Source organism: Myxococcus sp. MISCRS1 (genome assembly GCF_026626605.1).
Classification (GTDB): Bacteria; Myxococcota; Myxococcia; order Myxococcales; family Myxococcaceae; genus Myxococcus; species Myxococcus fulvus.
The window spans coordinates 372,967-389,855 of the sequence record NZ_JAPNKB010000001.1; the positions used below are offsets into that span (position 1 = coordinate 372,967).

The 16,889-nt window shown below is 70.7% G+C and carries 15 protein-coding genes; 11 read left to right on the forward strand and 4 right to left on the reverse strand.

Annotated elements, in window-relative coordinates; all coding sequences use genetic code 11:
* Positions 1-172: 172 nt before the first annotated feature.
* Genes OWM54_RS01355 through OWM54_RS01370 form a run of 4 tightly spaced genes read left to right on the forward strand, consistent with a single transcriptional unit; the run spans position 173 to position 5,107 of the window.
* Entirely contained in the window at positions 173-1,657 is a 1,485-nt protein-coding gene (locus OWM54_RS01355) for a TolC family protein (RefSeq protein ID WP_267696399.1), read from the forward strand.
* A gap of 8 nt (positions 1,658-1,665) precedes the next feature.
* Positions 1,666-2,400, forward strand: coding sequence for an ABC transporter ATP-binding protein (locus OWM54_RS01360; RefSeq protein ID WP_267701079.1), 735 nt, complete (start codon positions 1,666-1,668; stop codon positions 2,398-2,400).
* A gap of 49 nt (positions 2,401-2,449) precedes the next feature.
* Positions 2,450-3,877, forward strand: a complete 1,428-nt coding sequence (locus OWM54_RS01365) for an efflux RND transporter periplasmic adaptor subunit (RefSeq protein WP_267696400.1) — start codon at positions 2,450-2,452, stop codon at positions 3,875-3,877.
* A gap of 24 nt (positions 3,878-3,901) precedes the next feature.
* Entirely contained in the window at positions 3,902-5,107 is a 1,206-nt protein-coding gene (locus OWM54_RS01370; protein ID WP_267696401.1) for an ABC transporter permease, read from the forward strand.
* A gap of 43 nt (positions 5,108-5,150) precedes the next feature.
* Here the strand turns inward: OWM54_RS01370 and OWM54_RS01375 are convergent, their stop codons facing one another.
* Positions 5,151-5,921, reverse strand: a complete 771-nt coding sequence (locus OWM54_RS01375) for an SDR family oxidoreductase (protein ID WP_267696403.1) — start codon at positions 5,919-5,921, stop codon at positions 5,151-5,153.
* Positions 5,922-6,097: 176 nt separating this feature from the next.
* Here OWM54_RS01375 and OWM54_RS01380 point away from each other — a divergent pair, with 176 nt between their 5' ends.
* Positions 6,098-7,294, forward strand: a complete 1,197-nt coding sequence (locus OWM54_RS01380; protein ID WP_267696405.1) for a metallophosphoesterase — start codon at positions 6,098-6,100, stop codon at positions 7,292-7,294.
* Position 7,295: 1 nt separating this feature from the next.
* Here the strand turns inward: OWM54_RS01380 and OWM54_RS01385 are convergent, their stop codons facing one another.
* Positions 7,296-7,733 carry a hypothetical protein gene (locus tag OWM54_RS01385; RefSeq protein WP_267696407.1) on the reverse strand — a complete coding sequence of 146 codons (438 nt, stop codon included), beginning with the start codon at positions 7,731-7,733 and terminating at the stop codon, positions 7,296-7,298.
* A complete protein-coding gene (locus OWM54_RS01390; protein ID WP_267696408.1) occupies positions 7,730-9,274 on the reverse strand; it encodes an alkaline phosphatase D family protein in 1,545 nt (514 codons plus the stop codon). The genes OWM54_RS01385 and OWM54_RS01390 overlap by 4 nt, the downstream gene beginning before the upstream one ends.
* 284 nt (positions 9,275-9,558) lie before the next feature.
* Between OWM54_RS01390 and OWM54_RS01395 the strand changes: the two genes are divergently transcribed.
* From OWM54_RS01395 to OWM54_RS01415, 5 genes are all read left to right on the forward strand, one after another.
* Positions 9,559-10,347, forward strand: coding sequence for a tetratricopeptide repeat protein (locus tag OWM54_RS01395; protein ID WP_223750026.1), 789 nt, complete (start codon positions 9,559-9,561; stop codon positions 10,345-10,347).
* Positions 10,348-10,522: 175 nt separating this feature from the next.
* Entirely contained in the window at positions 10,523-11,635 is a 1,113-nt protein-coding gene (locus tag OWM54_RS01400; protein ID WP_046713461.1) for an S-(hydroxymethyl)glutathione dehydrogenase/class III alcohol dehydrogenase, read from the forward strand.
* Positions 11,632-12,483, forward strand: a complete 852-nt coding sequence (fghA, locus tag OWM54_RS01405; protein WP_223750027.1) for an S-formylglutathione hydrolase — start codon at positions 11,632-11,634, stop codon at positions 12,481-12,483. The genes OWM54_RS01400 and fghA overlap by 4 nt, the downstream gene beginning before the upstream one ends.
* A gap of 95 nt (positions 12,484-12,578) precedes the next feature.
* Positions 12,579-13,322: a head GIN domain-containing protein gene (locus OWM54_RS01410; RefSeq protein ID WP_223750028.1), complete on the forward strand. Its 744-nt coding sequence runs from the start codon at positions 12,579-12,581 to the stop codon at positions 13,320-13,322.
* A gap of 82 nt (positions 13,323-13,404) precedes the next feature.
* A complete protein-coding gene (locus OWM54_RS01415; protein WP_267696409.1) occupies positions 13,405-14,481 on the forward strand; it encodes an aquaporin in 1,077 nt (358 codons plus the stop codon).
* Positions 14,482-14,706: 225 nt separating this feature from the next.
* Here OWM54_RS01415 and OWM54_RS01420 read toward each other — a convergent pair whose 3' ends face one another.
* Complete coding sequence (locus OWM54_RS01420) at positions 14,707-14,928, reverse strand: DUF3185 family protein (RefSeq protein ID WP_267696411.1); 222 nt, start codon at positions 14,926-14,928, stop codon at positions 14,707-14,709.
* A gap of 443 nt (positions 14,929-15,371) precedes the next feature.
* On the opposite strand from OWM54_RS01420, the gene OWM54_RS01425 reads away from it, so the two are divergent.
* Positions 15,372-16,880 carry a hypothetical protein gene (locus OWM54_RS01425; RefSeq protein WP_267696413.1) on the forward strand — a complete coding sequence of 503 codons (1,509 nt, stop codon included), beginning with the start codon at positions 15,372-15,374 and terminating at the stop codon, positions 16,878-16,880.
* Positions 16,881-16,889: the final 9 nt, after the last annotated feature.

The following is a 16,889-nucleotide window of genomic DNA, read 5'->3' on the forward strand; positions in this document are numbered from 1 at the left end:
CGCACCCCACCGGCGACTCCCGCAGTCCCTGGAGACATTTTTCATGTGATTCCGCAGGGTTGAAATGTGGCAAGGTGCATGCAATCGACCCTGCCTGGGAACGCCGGAGCGCCAGGAGCGCACCGGCCTGCAACGGGACATGGCGGCGATGACGATGCTCCGGAAAGCGTGGTTGAAGAGGCGGCCCCAGCGGCTGACGGCGCTGACCCTGGGGATGCTCGGCGTGGTGGTGGTGCCCGGTACGGGTCTGGCGGGCGCGACGAAGGGCGCCGCGCTGTTGCCGGGTGATGCGCCCACGAAGGTCGCCCTCCTGGGCCTCGCCCAGGCGGGCGTGGTGCCCGCGCCGGCGGAGACCGCGGCGCCTCCGAAGGAGCCGAGCGCTCCGAGCGAGGCGGTGCCCACGGACCTGGGCATCACCCGGCAGGCCCAGCCGGAGGTGCCCAGCGTCTCGCTGGAGGAGGCCATCGCGCGGGCGCTGAAGACGAACCCGGCGGTGGCGCAGTCCGAGGGCAACGTCACCAACGCGGCGGCGGCCGAGCGCAGCGCCGTGGGCGCGTACATCCCCACGCTGTCGGCGAGCGCGAGCGGCTCGCTCTCCAGCACCCAGCGCGTCGAGCCGGTGACGGGCGCGGTCATCAACGGCTCGGCCGACAACTACAGCGCGGGCCTGTCCACCGGGTGGAACGTCTTCACCGGCGGCCAGCGCAGCGCCACGCGCGAGCAGACCAAGGCCCAGTCGGGCGCGGCCTCCGCGCAGTTGAGGGCGCAGCGCGCCAGCGCGGTGCTCGAGGTGCAGCGCGCGTACTACGAGGTCCTCCGCGGCACGGGCCTGGAGAACGTGGCGCGCTCGCGCATCGAACGGGCCCGGCAGAACGAGGAGGCCGCGCAGCGCCGGTTGGCGGTGGGCTCGGCGACGCGCTCGGACCTGCTGCGCGCGCAGCTGGACCACACCACGGCGCGCGATGCCCTGCGCACGGCGGAGACGCAGCGCGCCTCCGCGGCCCTGGCGCTCGGACGGCTCATCGGCGCGGAGGGCGCGGTGGAGGCCAAGGGCACGGAGAACCTGGACCCGAAGCCGCTCGCCGTCTCCGATGAGACGCTGGTGTCGGACCTGGAGGCGCAGGCCCCCGCGGTGCTCGCGGCGGCCTCCACGCTGAGCGCCTCCGCGGCGGGCGTGGACGTGGCCAAGGCCACCTACCTGCCAACGGTGCGCTTGTCCGCCGGCTACGATTGGTTCAACCAGGACCCGAGCTTCAATGGCGGCAGGACGAGCTGGAACGTCCGGCTGGGACTCTCCTACCCCATCTTCGACGGCTTCCTGCGCGAGGAGCGCGTGCAGCGGGCGAAGACGGCGGAGGTGGTGTCGCAGGTGCAGCTCGCGGACACGCGGCGCGCGGTGCGCACCGGTGCCCACCAGGCGCTCAACCAGCTGCGCCTGTCCGCCGACCGCATCGGCCTCTCCGAGCAGTCGGTGGAGGTGGCGCGCGAGGACCTGAAGGTGCAGGAAGAGCGCTACCGTCTGGGGGCCACCACCATCCTGGAGCTGCTGACGTCCCAGGAGAACCTGGTCCAGGCGGAGATCAACCTCGTGTCCTCGCGCTTCGACTATCGCATCGCGCACGCGGAGCTGGAGGCGCTCGCCGGGAGGCAGCTGTGACGACACCCATGAACGACACGACGGGAGCACCGGCCGACAAGGCGCGCAACATCGCGGACGTGGTCATCCGGGTGGAGGGCCTTCGCAAGGACTACACCATGGGCTCAGAGGTGGTGCGCGCGCTGCGCGGCGTGGACCTCACCATCCGCCGCAACGAATACGTGGCCGTCATGGGCCCGTCCGGCTCGGGCAAGTCCACCTTCATGAACCTCATCGGCTGCCTGGACGTGCCCAGCGAGGGCCAGTACTGGCTCAACGGCCAGCCGGTGGCGGGCATGACGGAGAACGCGCTGGCGCGCATCCGCAATCGCGAGCTGGGCTTCGTGTTCCAGAGCTTCAACCTGCTGCCGCGCGCGTCCGCGCTCGACAACGTGGCGCTGCCCCTGGTGTACGCGCGCGTGCCCAAGAAGCTCCGCCTGGAGCGCGCCGCGGCCATGCTGAACAAGGTGGGCCTGGGCAGCCGCAAGGACCACCGCCCCAACGAGCTGTCCGGCGGCCAGCGCCAGCGCGTGGCGATCGCGCGCGCCCTGGTGACGCAGCCGGCGCTGCTGCTCGCGGACGAGCCCACGGGCGCGCTCGACAGTCGCACGGGCGAGGAGATCATGGCCCTCTTCGGGGAGCTGCACTCGCAGGGACAGACGCTGATGCTCGTCACGCACGAGTCGGATATCGCGGCGCACGCGCAGCGGGTGCTGTTCCTGAAGGACGGCGTCATCGAGCGGGACGAGCTGAAGAAGCACTGAGCAGGTCCGTCTCCTGGATGGAGAAGGCCACGAAGATTTGGAGGTCGTCGTGAGCAAGGCGAAGAAGGTGGTCATCACGGGTGTCGCGGCGGTGCTGATTGGCGCGGGCGTGTACGCCACCCAGCAGGGAAGCCAGCCGAAGACGCCCGAGCGCTCGGCGGCGGTGGCCGTCGTGGAGCGCCGGGACATGGAGGTCGTCGCGGAGTCCGCGGGCCTGGTGGAGCCCCTGCGCGTGGTGGAGGTGAAGTCCAAGGCCTCCGGCGAGGTGCTCCGCGTGCTCTTCGACACCGGCGACAAGGTGGAGAAGGACGCCCTGCTGGCGGAGATCGACCCGCGCGACGTGCAGAACGCGCTCGCGCAGGCCCAGGCGGACGTGGAGTCCGCGCGGGTGCGGCTGAACACGACTGACGCCCAGCGCCAGCGCATGGAGTCCTTGCGGCAGTCCGGCTACGTGACGCAGCAGGAGTACGAGTCCGCCATCGACGCGTTCGCCACGGCGCGGGCGGCCAAGGTGCGCGCGGAGACGAACCTCCAGTTGGCCAAGGAGCGCAGCCGCGACGTCACCATCCGCGCACCCAGCTCCGGCACGCTGCTGGAGCGGCAGATCCAACCCGGGCAGATCATCGCCTCGGCCATCTCCAACGTGTCCGGCGGCAACACGCTGTTCAAGATGGCGGACCTGTCGGTGATGCAGGTGCGCGCCAAGGTGGACGAGACGGACGTGGGCCAGCTCAAGGCGGGCCTCAAGGCGCGCGTGACGATGGAGGCCTACCCGGGCCGGACGTTCATCGGCGAGGTCGTGAAGATCGAACCGCAGGCGCTGGTGGAGCAGAACGTCACCCTCTTCCCGGTGCTCGTGCGCATGGACAACCCGGAGGGCCTGCTCCGGCCGGGCATGAACGCGGAGGTGGCGATTGAAATCTCCCGCCGGCGTGACGCCATCACCGTCCCCAACTCCGCCGTGGTGGGCCTGCGGGACGCGCGCGCCGCGGCGCTCGCGGTGGGACTGACCGAGGAGTCCGTGCGCTCGCTGATGCGGCCGACGGGCGGCAGCGGCAACGCGGGGGCGCCGGGCGGTGACGCGGCGGCGCGTCCCGAGGGCGCGGCGGACAAGGGCGCGGTGGCGCCGGGTGGAGCGACGCCGGTGAACGTGAGCGCACAGGCGGCGGAGCCGGGCGCGGAGGGCGGCGGCCGTCGCAACCGGGGCGGTGGGCGCGAGGGTCGTCAGGGCACCGGGGACACGCGGCCGGGCATCGTCTTCGTGAAGGGGCCGAACGGACCGGAGCCTCGCCGGGTGACGCTGGGGCTGAGCGACTGGGAGAGCTCCGAGGTGCTGAGCGGCCTGACGGAGGGCGACCAGGTGATGCTGGTGTCGGTGGCGCAGCTCCAGCAGCAACAGCAGCAGCGCTCGGAGCGCATGCGTCAGTCGGCCGGCATGATTCCGGGTGCGGGCGGCGGCATGCGCGGCGGACGGTAGTCGGCGGCAGGAGGAGGACAGGTCATGGGAGAAATCATCCGGGTCGCGTTCGACGCGGTCCTCGCCAACAAGCTGCGCTCCCTGCTGACGATGTTGGGCATCGTCATCGGCATCGCGGCGGTCATCACCATGGTGGCGCTGGGCGAGGGAGCCCAGCGCTCGGTGGAGCAGCGGCTCAAGACGCTGGGGACCAACGTCCTCACCGTGCGCCCCGGCCAGTCCTTCTCCGGCGGTCTCGGCCGAGGTCAGGCCACCATGACCATCGACGACGCGGAGGCGCTGCGCGCCAACCCCAAGCACCTCCAGAACGTGGCCCCGGAGATCGAATCGCGCTTCCAGGTGGAGTACGGCGCGGGCAACGCGAACCTGTCCGTCGTCGGTACGTGGCCGGCGTACTTCAACATCAACGAGTCGAACATCGTCTCGGGGCGGCTCTTCACCGAGGCGGAGGACAAGGGCCGGCGCCGCGTGGTGGTGCTGGGCGCGCTGGCGGCCGGGCAGCTGGGGGTGCGGGACTCCTCGGCGCTGGTGGGCGAGACGATTCGCATCCGCGGCATCCCCTTCGAGGTCATCGGCGTGCTCGCAGAGAAGGGCTCGCAGGGCTTCTCCAACCCGGACGAGAGCCTCTACATCCCGCTGGCCACCGCGCAGTTCCGGGTGATGGGCAGCAACCGCATCCGCTCGATTGCCGTGCAGGCCTCGGGTGAGGGCGCCATGGATGACGCGATGGCGGAGATCGACCTCAAGCTGCGCCGCGAGCACCGGCTGCGCCCCGAGGAGCAGGCGGACTTCAACATCCGGGACCAGGCGTCGCTGCTGGCGACGGTGCAGGAGACGACGCAGACCTTCTCGCTGCTCCTGGCGGGCATCGCCGCCATCTCCCTGCTGGTGGGCGGCATCGGCATCATGAACATCATGCTCGTCTCGGTGACGGAGCGGACGCGCGAGATCGGCCTGCGCAAGGCGCTGGGTGCCACCGGCACGGACATCCTGCTCCAGTTCCTGGTGGAGTCGCTGGTGCTCTGCCTCGCGGGCGGCACGCTGGGACTGGCGCTGGGCGTGGGCGGCGCCGCGCTGCTGCAGAAGCTCATGGGATGGACGATGGTGGTGGCGCCCGAGGCCATCATCCTGGCCATCGCCTTCTCCGCCACCGTCGGCGTGTTCTTCGGCATCTGGCCCGCGCGCCGCGCCGCGAGCCTCGCGCCCATCGAGTCGCTGCGCTACGAGTGACGTCGCGTCGGGCCCGGGAGCACACCTCCCGGGCCTCGCGCGTTCAGCGTCCGGGGCGCGCGCCGGGGTCCAGTTCGTAGGCGGCGACGTCGCGGTAGTAGCGCTCCACCTCCTGCTGCGCCGCGGGTCGCGTGAAGACCTCCGGGCACGGATGCGCGATGGCGTCGAGGATGACCTCCACGGCCTCCTCCACCCGCTGCGCGCCGGGCAGCATGCGCGAGTCCGGCCCTCCTCCCAGCGCGTTCGTCCCGAACTCCGTGGCCACCACGCCCGGCATCACCACCGTGACGTGGATGCCGGGATGGGTCTTGTGCAGGTCCTGACGCAGACAGGCGCTCAGCGCGTTCAGCGCGTGCTTGGCCGCACTGTACGCGGAGCGATGGGGCACGACGGGCAGGCGCCCCAGCGTGCTGGAGACGTTGAGGATCTGCCCGGCGTTGCGCGCCTGGAAGTGCGGCAGGACGGCCTGCATCCCGTAGAGCGCGCTGTTGACGTTGGCGCGCCACATCTCCTCCAGGTCCTCGTCCGTGAGGTCCGCCACGGAGCGGGTGATGCCGCGCCCCGCGTTGTTCACCCAGACGTCGATGTGACCGAAGCGCTGGAGCGCCGCGTCGCGCAGCGCCTCCACCTGCGCGCGGGACGTCACGTCGGTGACGACCGCCAGCGAGTCCCGGCCGGAGCGGGTCGCCACCGTCTCCAGCGCGTCCTTGCGACGGGCCGCCAGCACCAGCTTCGCCCCACGCGCGCCCGCCACCCGCGCCAGCTCCGCGCCGATTCCCCCACTCGCCCCCGTGATGACGATGACCTTGTCCATGTGTGTCCCCTCCCGAAGCTCGCCTGCTGTCACGGCGGGGGAATCTACCCGCCCGGAGCGCACCTGGCCGGTTCTCGGCGCCCCTGACTCACGCGCAGTGTTCAATCCCCGGGACACGGCCGGGCCCGAGGCCGCGTGCTACCCTGCCCGTCCGTTCTCAGCCCGGGCACATCCCCATGCCGTTCCGGTTCTCCTCCTTCTCGATGCTCATCGGCCTCGGCGCGGTGCTGGGCCACCTGTATCTCTACCGGCGACTGGTGCGTGAGCTGGTGCGAGGCCGCGTCGGCCGGCTCGTGGCCATGGTCGTCCTGGGCCTGCTCACGCTGTTCCTGGGTCTGCGACGCACGCTCCTGGACGCCGTCCCCGAGCAGCACGAGCAAACCGTCACGGTGGCCACGTACACGTGGATGGGCGTGGCGCTCTGCCTCGTGCTGGCCCTGGGAGCCATGGACCTCGCCCGCGCGTTCCTCGTGTTGGGTCGCCGCCTCCAGCAGCGCCGGGCCACGCCGCTCGCGTCCCCGAACGAGGAGCCCATCGACCCGGAGCGGAGGAAGTTCCTCGGACGCGCGCTGGCGGGAGGCGCGGCCATCGCGGGAGGTGGCCTCGCGTCCTACGGCCACTGGCGAGCCTTCGCGCCGCCGATGGTGACCGAGGTCGCCATCCGGATTCCCAAGCTGCCGCGCGCGCTCGACGGGCTCAGCATCGTGCAGCTCACGGACATCCACGTGGGCCCGTTCATCCAGCGCCGGTTCATGGACGAGCTGGTGCGGCAGGCCAACGCGCTGAAGCCGGACCTGTTCGCCATCACCGGCGACCTGGTGGACGGAGACGTGCCCACGCTGGGTCCCTCCGTCGCGGCGCTGCGGGACTTGCGCTCGCGGTACGGCAGCTACTTCGTCACCGGCAATCACGACTACTACTCGGGTGACGTGGAGTGGACCACGTTTCTCCAGTCGCTCGACATCCAGTCGCTGCGCAACCGCCACGTGCGCATCGGTGACGCGGGCGCATCCTTGGACCTGGTCGGCGTGGATGACTGGAGCAGCTGGAAGCGACGCAACCAGAAGGGCTACGACCTGGATCTCGCGCTCCAAGGGAGGGACCCGGAGCGCGCGGCGGTGTTGCTCGCGCACCAGCCCGCGAACTTCAAGGTGGCCGCGGAGCGCGGGATGGACCTCCAGATTTCAGGCCACACGCACGGCGGGCAGCTCGTGCCCATGACGCTGCTCATCAACTTCGCCTGGGAGCACGTGGCGGGCCTGTACCGCCATCAGGACTCGCACATCTACGTGAGCCGGGGCTGCGGCTTCTGGGGACCGCCCATGCGCGTGGGCAGTCCTCCGGAGCTGGTGAAGCTCGTGCTCACCACGTGAGTCATCCCCGAGGAGGGATGCGGGGCGTATAGCGACGGTGGCTGTCGACGCGGCCACAGCCCGGACACGTCACCTCGACCCGGAGCTCTCCGCCCTTGCGCTCGGTGGCGGCGGCGACGGTGTGCACGCTGAACGTCGCGCGTGCGCCGCACCCGGTACACGGGCTCCAGGTCTGCTCGAAGGCGGTGTTGCGCACCACCACGCCCTCCTCGCACGAGCCGCACCACCAGACGTGATAGTCCACGGCGCCGCTCTGCTCGTGGCGTCGTTGCTCCGCGTCGAGGTGATGGTCATCCAGCTCCTCGTCGAGCAGCTCGCGCGCCTTCCCACAGCGAGCACATGCCCCGAGCGACGGAACCGGAAGCGCGCGCCGGTTCGTCATCAGGTGCCAACCCAAGGCCGCCGCCCCGAGCGAGAACACGATGACCACCCACGTCATCGGCTCGGCTCCAGCTCCACCTGATGCAGGGCCTTGCCCGTGAGGTCGTGGATGGCCACGGTCATCACGCCCGATGAGCCCTGGATGCGGACGCTGCCGAAGTACTGCTGTCCCTCCCACGGCGCCGCGTTCATCACCGTGGCCGGCTTCTGCCACTCCACCTCGGGGCCGAAGGTCTCGTCGAGCGGGCTCGGGCCGAACGTCCCCGCGTTGAGCGGCCCCGCGACGAACTCCCAGAACGGGTCGAAGTCCCGGAAGCGCGCCCGGTCCGGATGGAAGTGGTGCATCGCCGGGTAGTGCACGTCCGCGGTGAGGAACACCACGTTGCGCACCCGTCGCTCCTTCAGGAACGAGAGCAGCTCCGCCAGCTCCAGCTCGCGCCCCATCGGCGCGCCCGGACCGTTGGCCCAGGCCTCCATGAGCGGACCGGCCGGCGTCTTCTCCGCGGGCACCACGAGCCCCAGCGGCATGCTGGTCGCAATCACCTTCCACGTCGCGCGCGAGGACGCCAGGGCCTGCTTCAAGCCATCGAGCTGCGCGCGTCCCAGGAAGGCCGTCTCCGGGCCCTGCTTCGTCTGACGGTTGAGCGTGTTCGGCCCTCGGAACGCCCGCACGTCCGGGATGAAGACATCCAGCAGCGGCCCCTGGGAGAGCTGACGGTGGATGCGCCCCTCCGCGCGAGCGGCGCCGCCCACGGGTGAGTACTCGAAGAACGCCTGACGCGCCCGTGCACCGAGCACGCCGTCATCCGAGACCCGCGTGTAGCGCGGGTCCTCCGCCATGGAGCGGCCCGGATACCAGTTGTTGCGCACCTCATGGTCGTCCCACTGGTACGCGATGGGCACCTCGCGAGCGAAGGCCCGCAGGGACTCGTCGAGGAAGTTGTAGGCGAAGTTCCCGCGCAGCTCCTCGAGCGTCTCGGCGACCTTGGACTTCGCGGGCGTGACGACGTTGCGCCACACGCGCCCGTCCGGGAGCGTCACCTCGGGCAACAGCGGGTTGTCCGCGTAGATGACATCGCCGACGTGCAGGAAGAAGTCCGGCTTCAGCGCGCGCAGGGCCGCGAAGCCGCGATACCCACCCCACTCCCGGTTGATGCCCCACCCCTGCCCGCAGACATCCGCGCTCCAGGCGAAGGAGATGTCCCGGGCGGTGTCCGAGGCCGACAGGAATCTCCCCGTCCACGCCTCCCCCGTGGCACCGCCCTCCTCCGCGAGCACCCGCACGAAGAGCTCCCGCCCCGGAGGCAGCCCCGTGAGGTCCACCACGCCGGTGAAGTCCGTCTCGGCCGTGAGCCGTCCCCCCTCGACCCGGTGGACGCCCCGGGCGAAGCGCGAGTCCTCGCTCCACTCCACCACGAGCCGGGACGCCCGCTCCGCCTTGCCCCAGACGCTGACGGCCCCGGTGCGCACGTCGCCCAGCTGCGCGCCCAGGGGCAGCGACGGTCCGGAGCGCGGCGCGACGAGGGGGCGCGTCGAGGCACAGCCCGCGGCGGTGACGGCGAGCCCCTGGAGGACGGTACGTCGGGTGAGGACGGTCATGGCGCGGAAGCTCCGACAGGGGGAAACACGGGGCCGCACCCTAGCAGCGCCCCCACACCCCGGGGGCCCGGGGGTGCCCCCTCGTCGGACGGACCGGCCCCAAGAGGGGGGTGGCCGGAAGGCAGGGAGGCAGGCGCGCGCTGCTCCTGGGTGGCGGGGGCGTGACTTCGGGTATGCTCGCCCCCGATTCCGGATCCGCGTGAGGGCGGGTTCCACGCTGAGCGAACAGCAGGATGGACTGGGCCGGGGTCGACTCCCCAGGCCCGCTCGAGAGGTTCACACACATGAAGCGACTGGCACGAGTCGGTCTGATGGTCGGAGTTCTCGCACTGGGTGGCACCGTGGCCTGTAGCGAGGAGAACGACGTCGCCAAGCAGAACCGCGTCAAGGGCACCAACCACCTGGCGAAGAAGGAGTACAAGGAGGCCACCGAGGCCTACGCCCTGTCGCTCCAGGCGGACCCCAAGCAGGAGAAGGTCTGGGAGAAGAAGGCCTTCGCCCACCTCGAGCTCGGACAGATGGACAAGGCCAGCGAGGCCGTCCTGAAGATCCTCGAGATGAAGACCACCCCCGCGGACAAGGCCGAGACCTACCGCACCCTGGCCAGCATGCACATGAAGGGCGGCACGCTGGAGGACGCGGAGAAGTACTTCAACGAGGCGCTCAAGATCGAGCCCAAGGACGAGGCGTCCCTCGGGTGGATCGCGGAGATCTACGCGCAGAAGGGCGGCGCGCGCTCCATGTCGGCCCCCATCGTCAAGGCGGACCTGGAGAAGTCGCTGAGCATCTATGACCAGGTCATCGCCATCAACCCGAACTCCGCCAACACGTACCTCAACAAGCGCGTCGTGATGGGCCGCCTCATGGAGTACGAGCGGCAGCAGAAGGACATGGCGCTGTCCGAGGCCGCCGAGAACGCCAAGGACAAGACCATCGTCGACGAGGCCAACGCCCGCGCCGCCGAGCACCAGAAGAAGATGGACGAGTACCAGGGTCAGTTCGCGGAGATGACCAAGAAGTTCAGCGAGGCGCAGAAGGCCGCCAAGGCCCAGGCCGCGGCCGGCACGCCGTAGTCGCTCCCCTGCCTTGCCCGAAGGGCCTGGAACCGCGCGTCGGCTCCAGGCCCTTCTTCATTTGTCGATAAGCCCCGGAAGCGTCCGCCAGGCATCAGCGAGCGAATCCGTCGTGCGACGCCCGCCCGCCGCGCATTACGCTCCCGCCCTTCATTTCTCACAGGGAGGCTCGTGTATGGACGTGCGCGCGGCGGTGGCGCTCGAGGCAGGCAAGCCGTTGGTCATCGAGACGGTGCACCTGGAGGGACCCAAGGCGGGCGAGGTGCTCGTGGAGCTGAAGGCCACCGGCATCTGCCACACGGACCAGTTCACGCTCTCCGGAGCGGACCCGGAGGGGCTCTTCCCCGCCATCCTCGGCCACGAGGGCGCGGGCGTGGTGGTGGACGTGGGCCCGGGCGTGACGTCGGTGCGCAAGGGCGACCACGTCATCCCGCTCTACACGCCCGAGTGCCGGCAGTGTAAGTCGTGCCTGTCGCGCAAGACGAACCTGTGTACGGCCATCCGCGCCACGCAGGGCAAGGGCCTGATGCCGGACGGCACCAGCCGCTTCCGCCTGGGCAAGCAGGCCGTGCACCACTACATGGGCACGTCCACCTTCGCGCAGTACACGGTGCTGCCGGAGATCGCCGTCGCGAAGATTCGCGAGGACGCTCCGTTCGACAAGGTCTGCTACATCGGCTGCGGCGTGACGACGGGCATCGGCGCCGTCGTGTACACGGCCAAGGTGGAGGCCGGCGCGCGCGTCGTCGTCTTCGGCCTGGGCGGCATCGGCCTCAACGTGGTGCAGGCGGCCCGCATGGTGGGCGCGGACCAAATCGTCGGCGTGGACATCAACCCGGCGCGCAAGGCCATGGCGGAGAAGTTCGGCCTCACCCACTTCGTCAACCCGAAGGAGGTCGAAGGCGACCTGGTGCCGTACCTGGTCAACCTGACCAACGGCGGCGCGGACTACAGCTTCGAGTGCATCGGCAACGTGAACACGATGCGCCAGGCGCTCGAGTGCTGCCACCGCGGCTGGGGCGAGAGCATCGTCATCGGCGTGGCGGGCGCGGGGCAGGAGATCAAGACGCGGCCGTTCCAGCTCGTCACCGGGCGCGTGTGGAAGGGCAGCGCCTTCGGCGGCGCGCGCGGCCGCACGGACGTGCCGCAGATCGTCGACTGGTACATGAACGGGAAGATCAACGTCGACGACCTCATCACCCACACGCTGAAGCTGGAGGACATCAACCAGGGCTTCGACCTGATGCACAAGGGCGAGTCCATCCGCAGCGTGGTGAAGTACTCATGACCGCGGCGCCCACGCTCCTCAGCCAGCACCGCTGCTTCGACGGCACGCAGGGCTTCTACAAGCACGTGTCCGAGGCGTGCGGGGGCGAGATGCGCTTCGGCGTCTTCGTCCCGCCGCAGGCGCGGGAGCGCAAGGTGCCGGTGCTCTACTACCTCGCGGGCCTCACGTGCACGGAGGAGACCTTCCTGACGAAGGGCGGCGCGCAGCGTGTGGCGGCACAGCTGGGGGTGATGCTGGTGGCGCCGGACACCAGCCCTCGGGGCGCGGGGTATCCGGGCGAGGACGCGTCCTGGGACTTCGGCGTGGGGGCGGGCTTCTACCTGGACGCCACCCAGGCGCCGTGGTCCGCGCGCTACCGCATGGGCACGTACGTCACGAAGGAGCTGCCCGCGCTCATCGCCGGACACTTCCCGGCCCGCGAGGACCGGGAGGGCATCTTCGGCCACTCCATGGGAGGCCATGGCGCGCTCGTGTCGGCGCTGCGGCAGCCCGGGCGCTACCGCTCCGTGTCCGCGTTCGCCCCCATCGTCGCGCCCATGCGCGTGCCGTGGGGACAGAAGGCCTTCAAGGGCTACCTGGGCGAGGACACCCAGGCGTGGCGCGCGTATGACGCCACGGAGCTGATCCGCGCCGCGAAGCAGCACCTGCCCACGCTGCTGGTGGACCAGGGCACGGGCGACAAGTTCCTCCAGGAGCAGCTCAAGCCGGAGCTGCTGCGCGAGGCCTGCGCCGCCACGGGACAGCCGCTCACCCTGCGCATCCACGAGGGGTACGACCACGGCTACTACTTCGTCTCCACGTTCATGGAGGACCACCTGCGGCACCACGCCGCGGCGCTGAACGCGTAGGCCCCCCTTTCGCGAGCTCCGTGGGGGCCCGGGTGACACATCCCGGCCCCCGCGGTGTTCCAGTGCCCGGACCTGTCGGACACGGGAGCGGGACGATGCGACTGGGAGCACGGGAGCAAGGCGCGGGGCTCGCGCTGCTGGCGGCGGCGTGGTTGTCGGGCTGTGGCTTCGGGCACCACCTGGAGGGCAGCGGGCATTCGATTGAGGAGTCGCGGACGACGCCCGTGTTCGACCGGCTGGAGGTGGAGGACGGCATCCCCGCGCACGTCCAGGTGGACCCGACGCGGCCCCACTCGGTCCTCATCATCGGCGATGACAACCTCGTCGCCCGCATGCGGACGGACCACGACGGGGACCGGTTGCGGGTGCACTTCGGCGGGCACGGTTCGGTGGGCTGGGACTCGCCCAATCCGCTGCGCGTCGAGGTGGTGGTGCCGAGCCTGGAGGCGCTGGAGCGCTCGGGTGGCGGGCGCACGGACGTGACGGGCGGCGTCGACGCGAATCACTTCAGCGTGTCCGCCAGCGGAGGCGGCGCGATCCTGGTGCGTGAGCTGCGCGCGCAGTCGGTGGCGCTCTCCCTGAGCGGAGGCGCGTATGCGCTCCTGGAGGGCGAGGCGCGCCAGATGAGGCTGGACCTGTCGGGTGGGAGCGAGGTGTATGCGGGAAAGCTCGCGTCGCGGGAGGCGGCGCTGGAGTCCAGCGGCGGCGGCATGGCCTCGCTGCGAGTGTCCGACACCTTGCGAGTGAGCGCCTCGGGCGGCAGCCACGTGCGCGTCTTCGGCCGCCCCGAGATGCTGGAGGAGGACCTGTCCGGTGGCTCCTCGCTGACCTTCGAATAGTCGTGCCGGGCAGGCGCTCGCGTCGGCTTTGACGGCCCTTTCCCCCAGGCATAGGGTGGGAGCGCCGCAGGAGGGCCCCGCGATGACGAGCGCAGATGCATCCACGACCTCCGCCAGCGCCGGGCGGCTCAATCGCCCCCGACGGCTCACCGTCGAAGCGCTCGGCTGCGGACTGCTCGTGGTGGCCCTGGAGGGCGCGCACCACGGCGCCGAGCACCTGGGCGTGAGCGCCACCGACAACCGCCTCTTCATGTCCCTGGCGGCCGGCGTCGTGCTCGCGTGCCTCACCTGGGTGCTCCAGCCGCTGTCCGGCGCGCACTTCAACCCCGCCCTCACCTTCGCGGACGCGCTGGAGGACGGCACTCCGTGGCGGGACGTGCCGCGCTACGTGCTGGCCCAGCTGGGCGGAGGGCTCGCGGGACGGCTGGTGGCACACCTCATGTGCGGTGAGCCGCTGCTCATCGCCACGCGGACGCCCTCGGCCAGCTCGGCGCAGTTCCTCACGGAGCTGGTGGCGACGTTCGGCCTGCTCATCGTGGTGCGCGGCTGCGTGCGCACCCGGCCCTCCGCCACCCACTTCGTCGTGGCCGGGTATGCAGCGGCCACGGTGTGGTTCACCGACTCGCGCTCGCTGGCGAACCCGGCGCTCATCCTCGCCCGGGCGGTGAGCACCCGTGCCAGCGCCCTGCACGCGATGGATGTCGAGTCCTTCGTGGCCGCGCAGCTGCTCGGCGCGACGCTCGCGGTGTTCTTGTTCCGATGGCTGATGACGCCGACGGCGAAGCCCACGCACCGCCCCTGGTGCGTCATCTTCGAGTGCTCCCACCGCGGCGTGGCCGAGCAGGCCGCCGCCGTGTTCAACGGCCTGTGCGCACCGGACCGGGCGCATGCCACGCTGGACACGGGGACAGGCGCCGTGGACGCCCTGGGGCCGCCGCCGATGGTCATCCGGCTCGTGATGGAAGGCGAGGCGCCTCCCTCCGGAGAGGGCGCCGCCGTCTGGCGAGTGCCCTCGAGCGGAGAGGGCACGCCGGACGCGGAGCAGCGACTGCGAGCCTCGCTGCGTGAGCCCATCCACCGGCTGCTCCGGGAGCGGGGATGGTCCCGACTGCACGCCGTCGGCGACCCCGCGCACGAGGCGCCGGTGCGCCCTACCTGAGCAACTGCTCGCGCGCTGACGCGCGGCCGGGAGGCAGACTGCTTCCGGGTAGCGCGCAGCGGGGGCGATGGGCAACACCTGCGCCCGCGAGTGACCCGGACGAGGAAACGCCCGCGCCAGCGCGCGACCCGGACGAAGCAACACCCGCGCCCGCGAGCGACTCAGCAGGGGCGACACCTGCTCGCGCCGGGGCGGCGCGAGAAACCAGCCCCCGCTCGTGCGGGACTAGCGACGCTTGCCGCGACCGCCGCCGAACAGCACCAGCAGGATGCCTCCCGCGAGCGCGGCGCCCCCGCCCGCCAGGTACAGCGTGGTCTGCTCCGTGTACTTGCCGGTGAAGGCCTGGGTGGCTCGCTCGGTGAGCGACTCCCGCGCATTGAGCCCCGTCCACAGCAACACGCCGCCCGCGACGGCGAGCATCACTCCCACGAGCCGGATGATTCCCACGAGTTCTCCTCGAGCTGTCCAGGCAGCGTTATAGCGCCCGGTGACTCGCCGAGGGGAACTCAGATGCCCCCCCTCCCCCCTGGGCCCAGGAACCTCACGCCACGGCGCCACGAATCAGCCACCGGGATTCAAGAACAACTCCATGGCGATATCGCCAGGCCCTGCGCTTCGATTCGACGTCAGCGGCGCCCGCCGGCAAGGCGTGCTCGCCCAATGGACGCACGCGGGACTGCTGCCAGGGTGAGCAGCTCACGGGGGACTGCTCCTGCTCGTTCGGCATCTGGGCCTCCACGGCCTTCGCCCCGTAACCCCCATGCGGGTGTCCTCCCTTTCGAGGGAGGGCACCTGTCCGTCCCTGAATAGGGGCTCGCCTCGCTGGCGGATAGGGGAATCCCTTCCGCTCATCCCATCCTCCGTCGGTTGTCGCCACGGAGGAGAGGGACATGCAAGCGAGACATGTGTGTGTGCTGATGGGTCTGGTGTTCGCCGGCTGCGGGGGCCCCACCCGACTGGAGCTTCGAGGCGCGGGCGTCGCGCCCCCTGCCCGCTCCACGGCGGGCTTCCGGGGAGCCACGGCGCACAAGGAGCACACGGAGCAGGTCTGCCCGGGACTCCCCGCGCGCCTCGCCGTGGTCATCCCCCCCGGCTCGGGCGCCACGCTCAACGGCCCCTTCCCCGAGTGGTTCGCCGACGTCGAAGGCACGCTCTACTTCGCCACCAACCTGTTCGACGGAAGCGCCGCCCTCTGGCGCAGCAACGGCACGGCCGTGGGGACGACCCGGGTGAAGTCCTTCCCCGCAGCGTCGGTGGGAATCCCCGCGCTGCGCAACCTGATACCCGTGGGCCCTCGGGTGTTCTTCCTGCTCGACCAGCCCGCGACGGGACGCGAGCTGTGGGTCAGCGATGGCACCGAGGCGGGCACGCACCTGGTCAGGGATTTGACTCCAGGCCCTGAAGGCACGCACCTCAGCTTCGTCGCGGCCCAGAACGGGAAGCTCACCTTCATGCGCCAATGGAGCCCCACGCCCGGGGCACCGGAGCTGGAGCTGTGGCACACGGATGGAACGCCCGAGGGCACGCTGCGCTTCGCGCGCTTCGGTCCGGAGTCGACGCTCGGGAACATGTCGCTGCGCGTGGGCCCCTACCAGCTCTTCTTCTTGTCCTCGGCGGCGCAGGGCACTTCACTGTGGCGCACGGACGGTACCGCCGCCGGCACGGCCCTCGTCAAGAAGGTCGATGCCCAGCAAGTGCCCATCACCGGCACGGGACAGGCCGGTGACGTGGGGCTGTTCCTGTTCGTGGACGGAGCGAACACGGAGGTGTGGAGGACGGATGGCACCGCGACGGGGACCCGGCGGGTGGATGCCTTCGGCAAGGGTGTCACCCTGCTCGGCGCCTTGAAAGGCAATGCCTACCTGGCCTCGGTCGACGCCACGAGCATGCGGATGCGCATCCAGCGACTGTCGTTGAGTGGCGGCGAGAAGGGCGCGGTCGTCACCCTCCCCAATCCCTATGCGGGCGAGGAGGCGGCTTATCCCTATCTGCAACAATATACGGTCTCGGGAGAGCGGCTCTTCTTCTCCGTGGCCATCGCGAGCCCCGGGCCCGCACCGCGCGCCGCGACACTCTGGACCTCCGACGGCACCACCGCGGGCACCTCCGCCCTGTCGGAAGCGCTCAGCCTGAGTGACGAGTACACCTCGCCCCTGTTCCCGGTGGGCAAGGGCGCCGCCGTCTTCGCCGCCTCGGCGCCGGGCGAAGGGCTCGAGCCCTGGTTCACCCAAGGCACCGTCGCCTCCAGCCTTCCCCTGGCGGACATCGCGACACGCGGCGAGAACTCACTCCCGGAGGGCTTCACCCGCGTCGACGACCGCATCTATTTCCGCGCCATCGATGACACCGGCTCCTTCCAGGTGTGGTTCATCCCGCTTCAAGACTGCGACGACACCTGACGCAGACCT

Bases quoted from the DNA above. Each gene is read 5' to 3' on its own strand.
- OWM54_RS01385 (WP_267696407.1), bottom strand. From the start codon at position 7,733: ATGACGTGGGTGGTCATCGTGTTCTCGCTCGGGGCGGCGGCCTTGGGT.
- OWM54_RS01415 (WP_267696409.1), top strand. From the start codon at position 13,405: ATGACGAGCGCAGATGCATCCACGACCTCCGCCAGCGCCGGGCGGCTC.
- fghA (WP_223750027.1), top strand. From the start codon at position 11,632: ATGACCGCGGCGCCCACGCTCCTCAGCCAGCACCGCTGCTTCGACGGC.
- OWM54_RS01360 (WP_267701079.1), top strand. From the start codon at position 1,666: ATGAACGACACGACGGGAGCACCGGCCGACAAGGCGCGCAACATCGCG.
- OWM54_RS01425 (WP_267696413.1), top strand. From the start codon at position 15,372: ATGCAAGCGAGACATGTGTGTGTGCTGATGGGTCTGGTGTTCGCCGGC.
- OWM54_RS01390 (WP_267696408.1), bottom strand. From the start codon at position 9,274: ATGACCGTCCTCACCCGACGTACCGTCCTCCAGGGGCTCGCCGTCACC.
- OWM54_RS01410 (WP_223750028.1), top strand. From the start codon at position 12,579: ATGCGACTGGGAGCACGGGAGCAAGGCGCGGGGCTCGCGCTGCTGGCG.
- OWM54_RS01400 (WP_046713461.1), top strand. From the start codon at position 10,523: ATGGACGTGCGCGCGGCGGTGGCGCTCGAGGCAGGCAAGCCGTTGGTC.
- OWM54_RS01380 (WP_267696405.1), top strand. From the start codon at position 6,098: ATGCCGTTCCGGTTCTCCTCCTTCTCGATGCTCATCGGCCTCGGCGCG.
- OWM54_RS01370 (WP_267696401.1), top strand. From the start codon at position 3,902: ATGGGAGAAATCATCCGGGTCGCGTTCGACGCGGTCCTCGCCAACAAG.
- OWM54_RS01375 (WP_267696403.1), bottom strand. From the start codon at position 5,921: ATGGACAAGGTCATCGTCATCACGGGGGCGAGTGGGGGAATCGGCGCG.
- OWM54_RS01395 (WP_223750026.1), top strand. From the start codon at position 9,559: ATGAAGCGACTGGCACGAGTCGGTCTGATGGTCGGAGTTCTCGCACTG.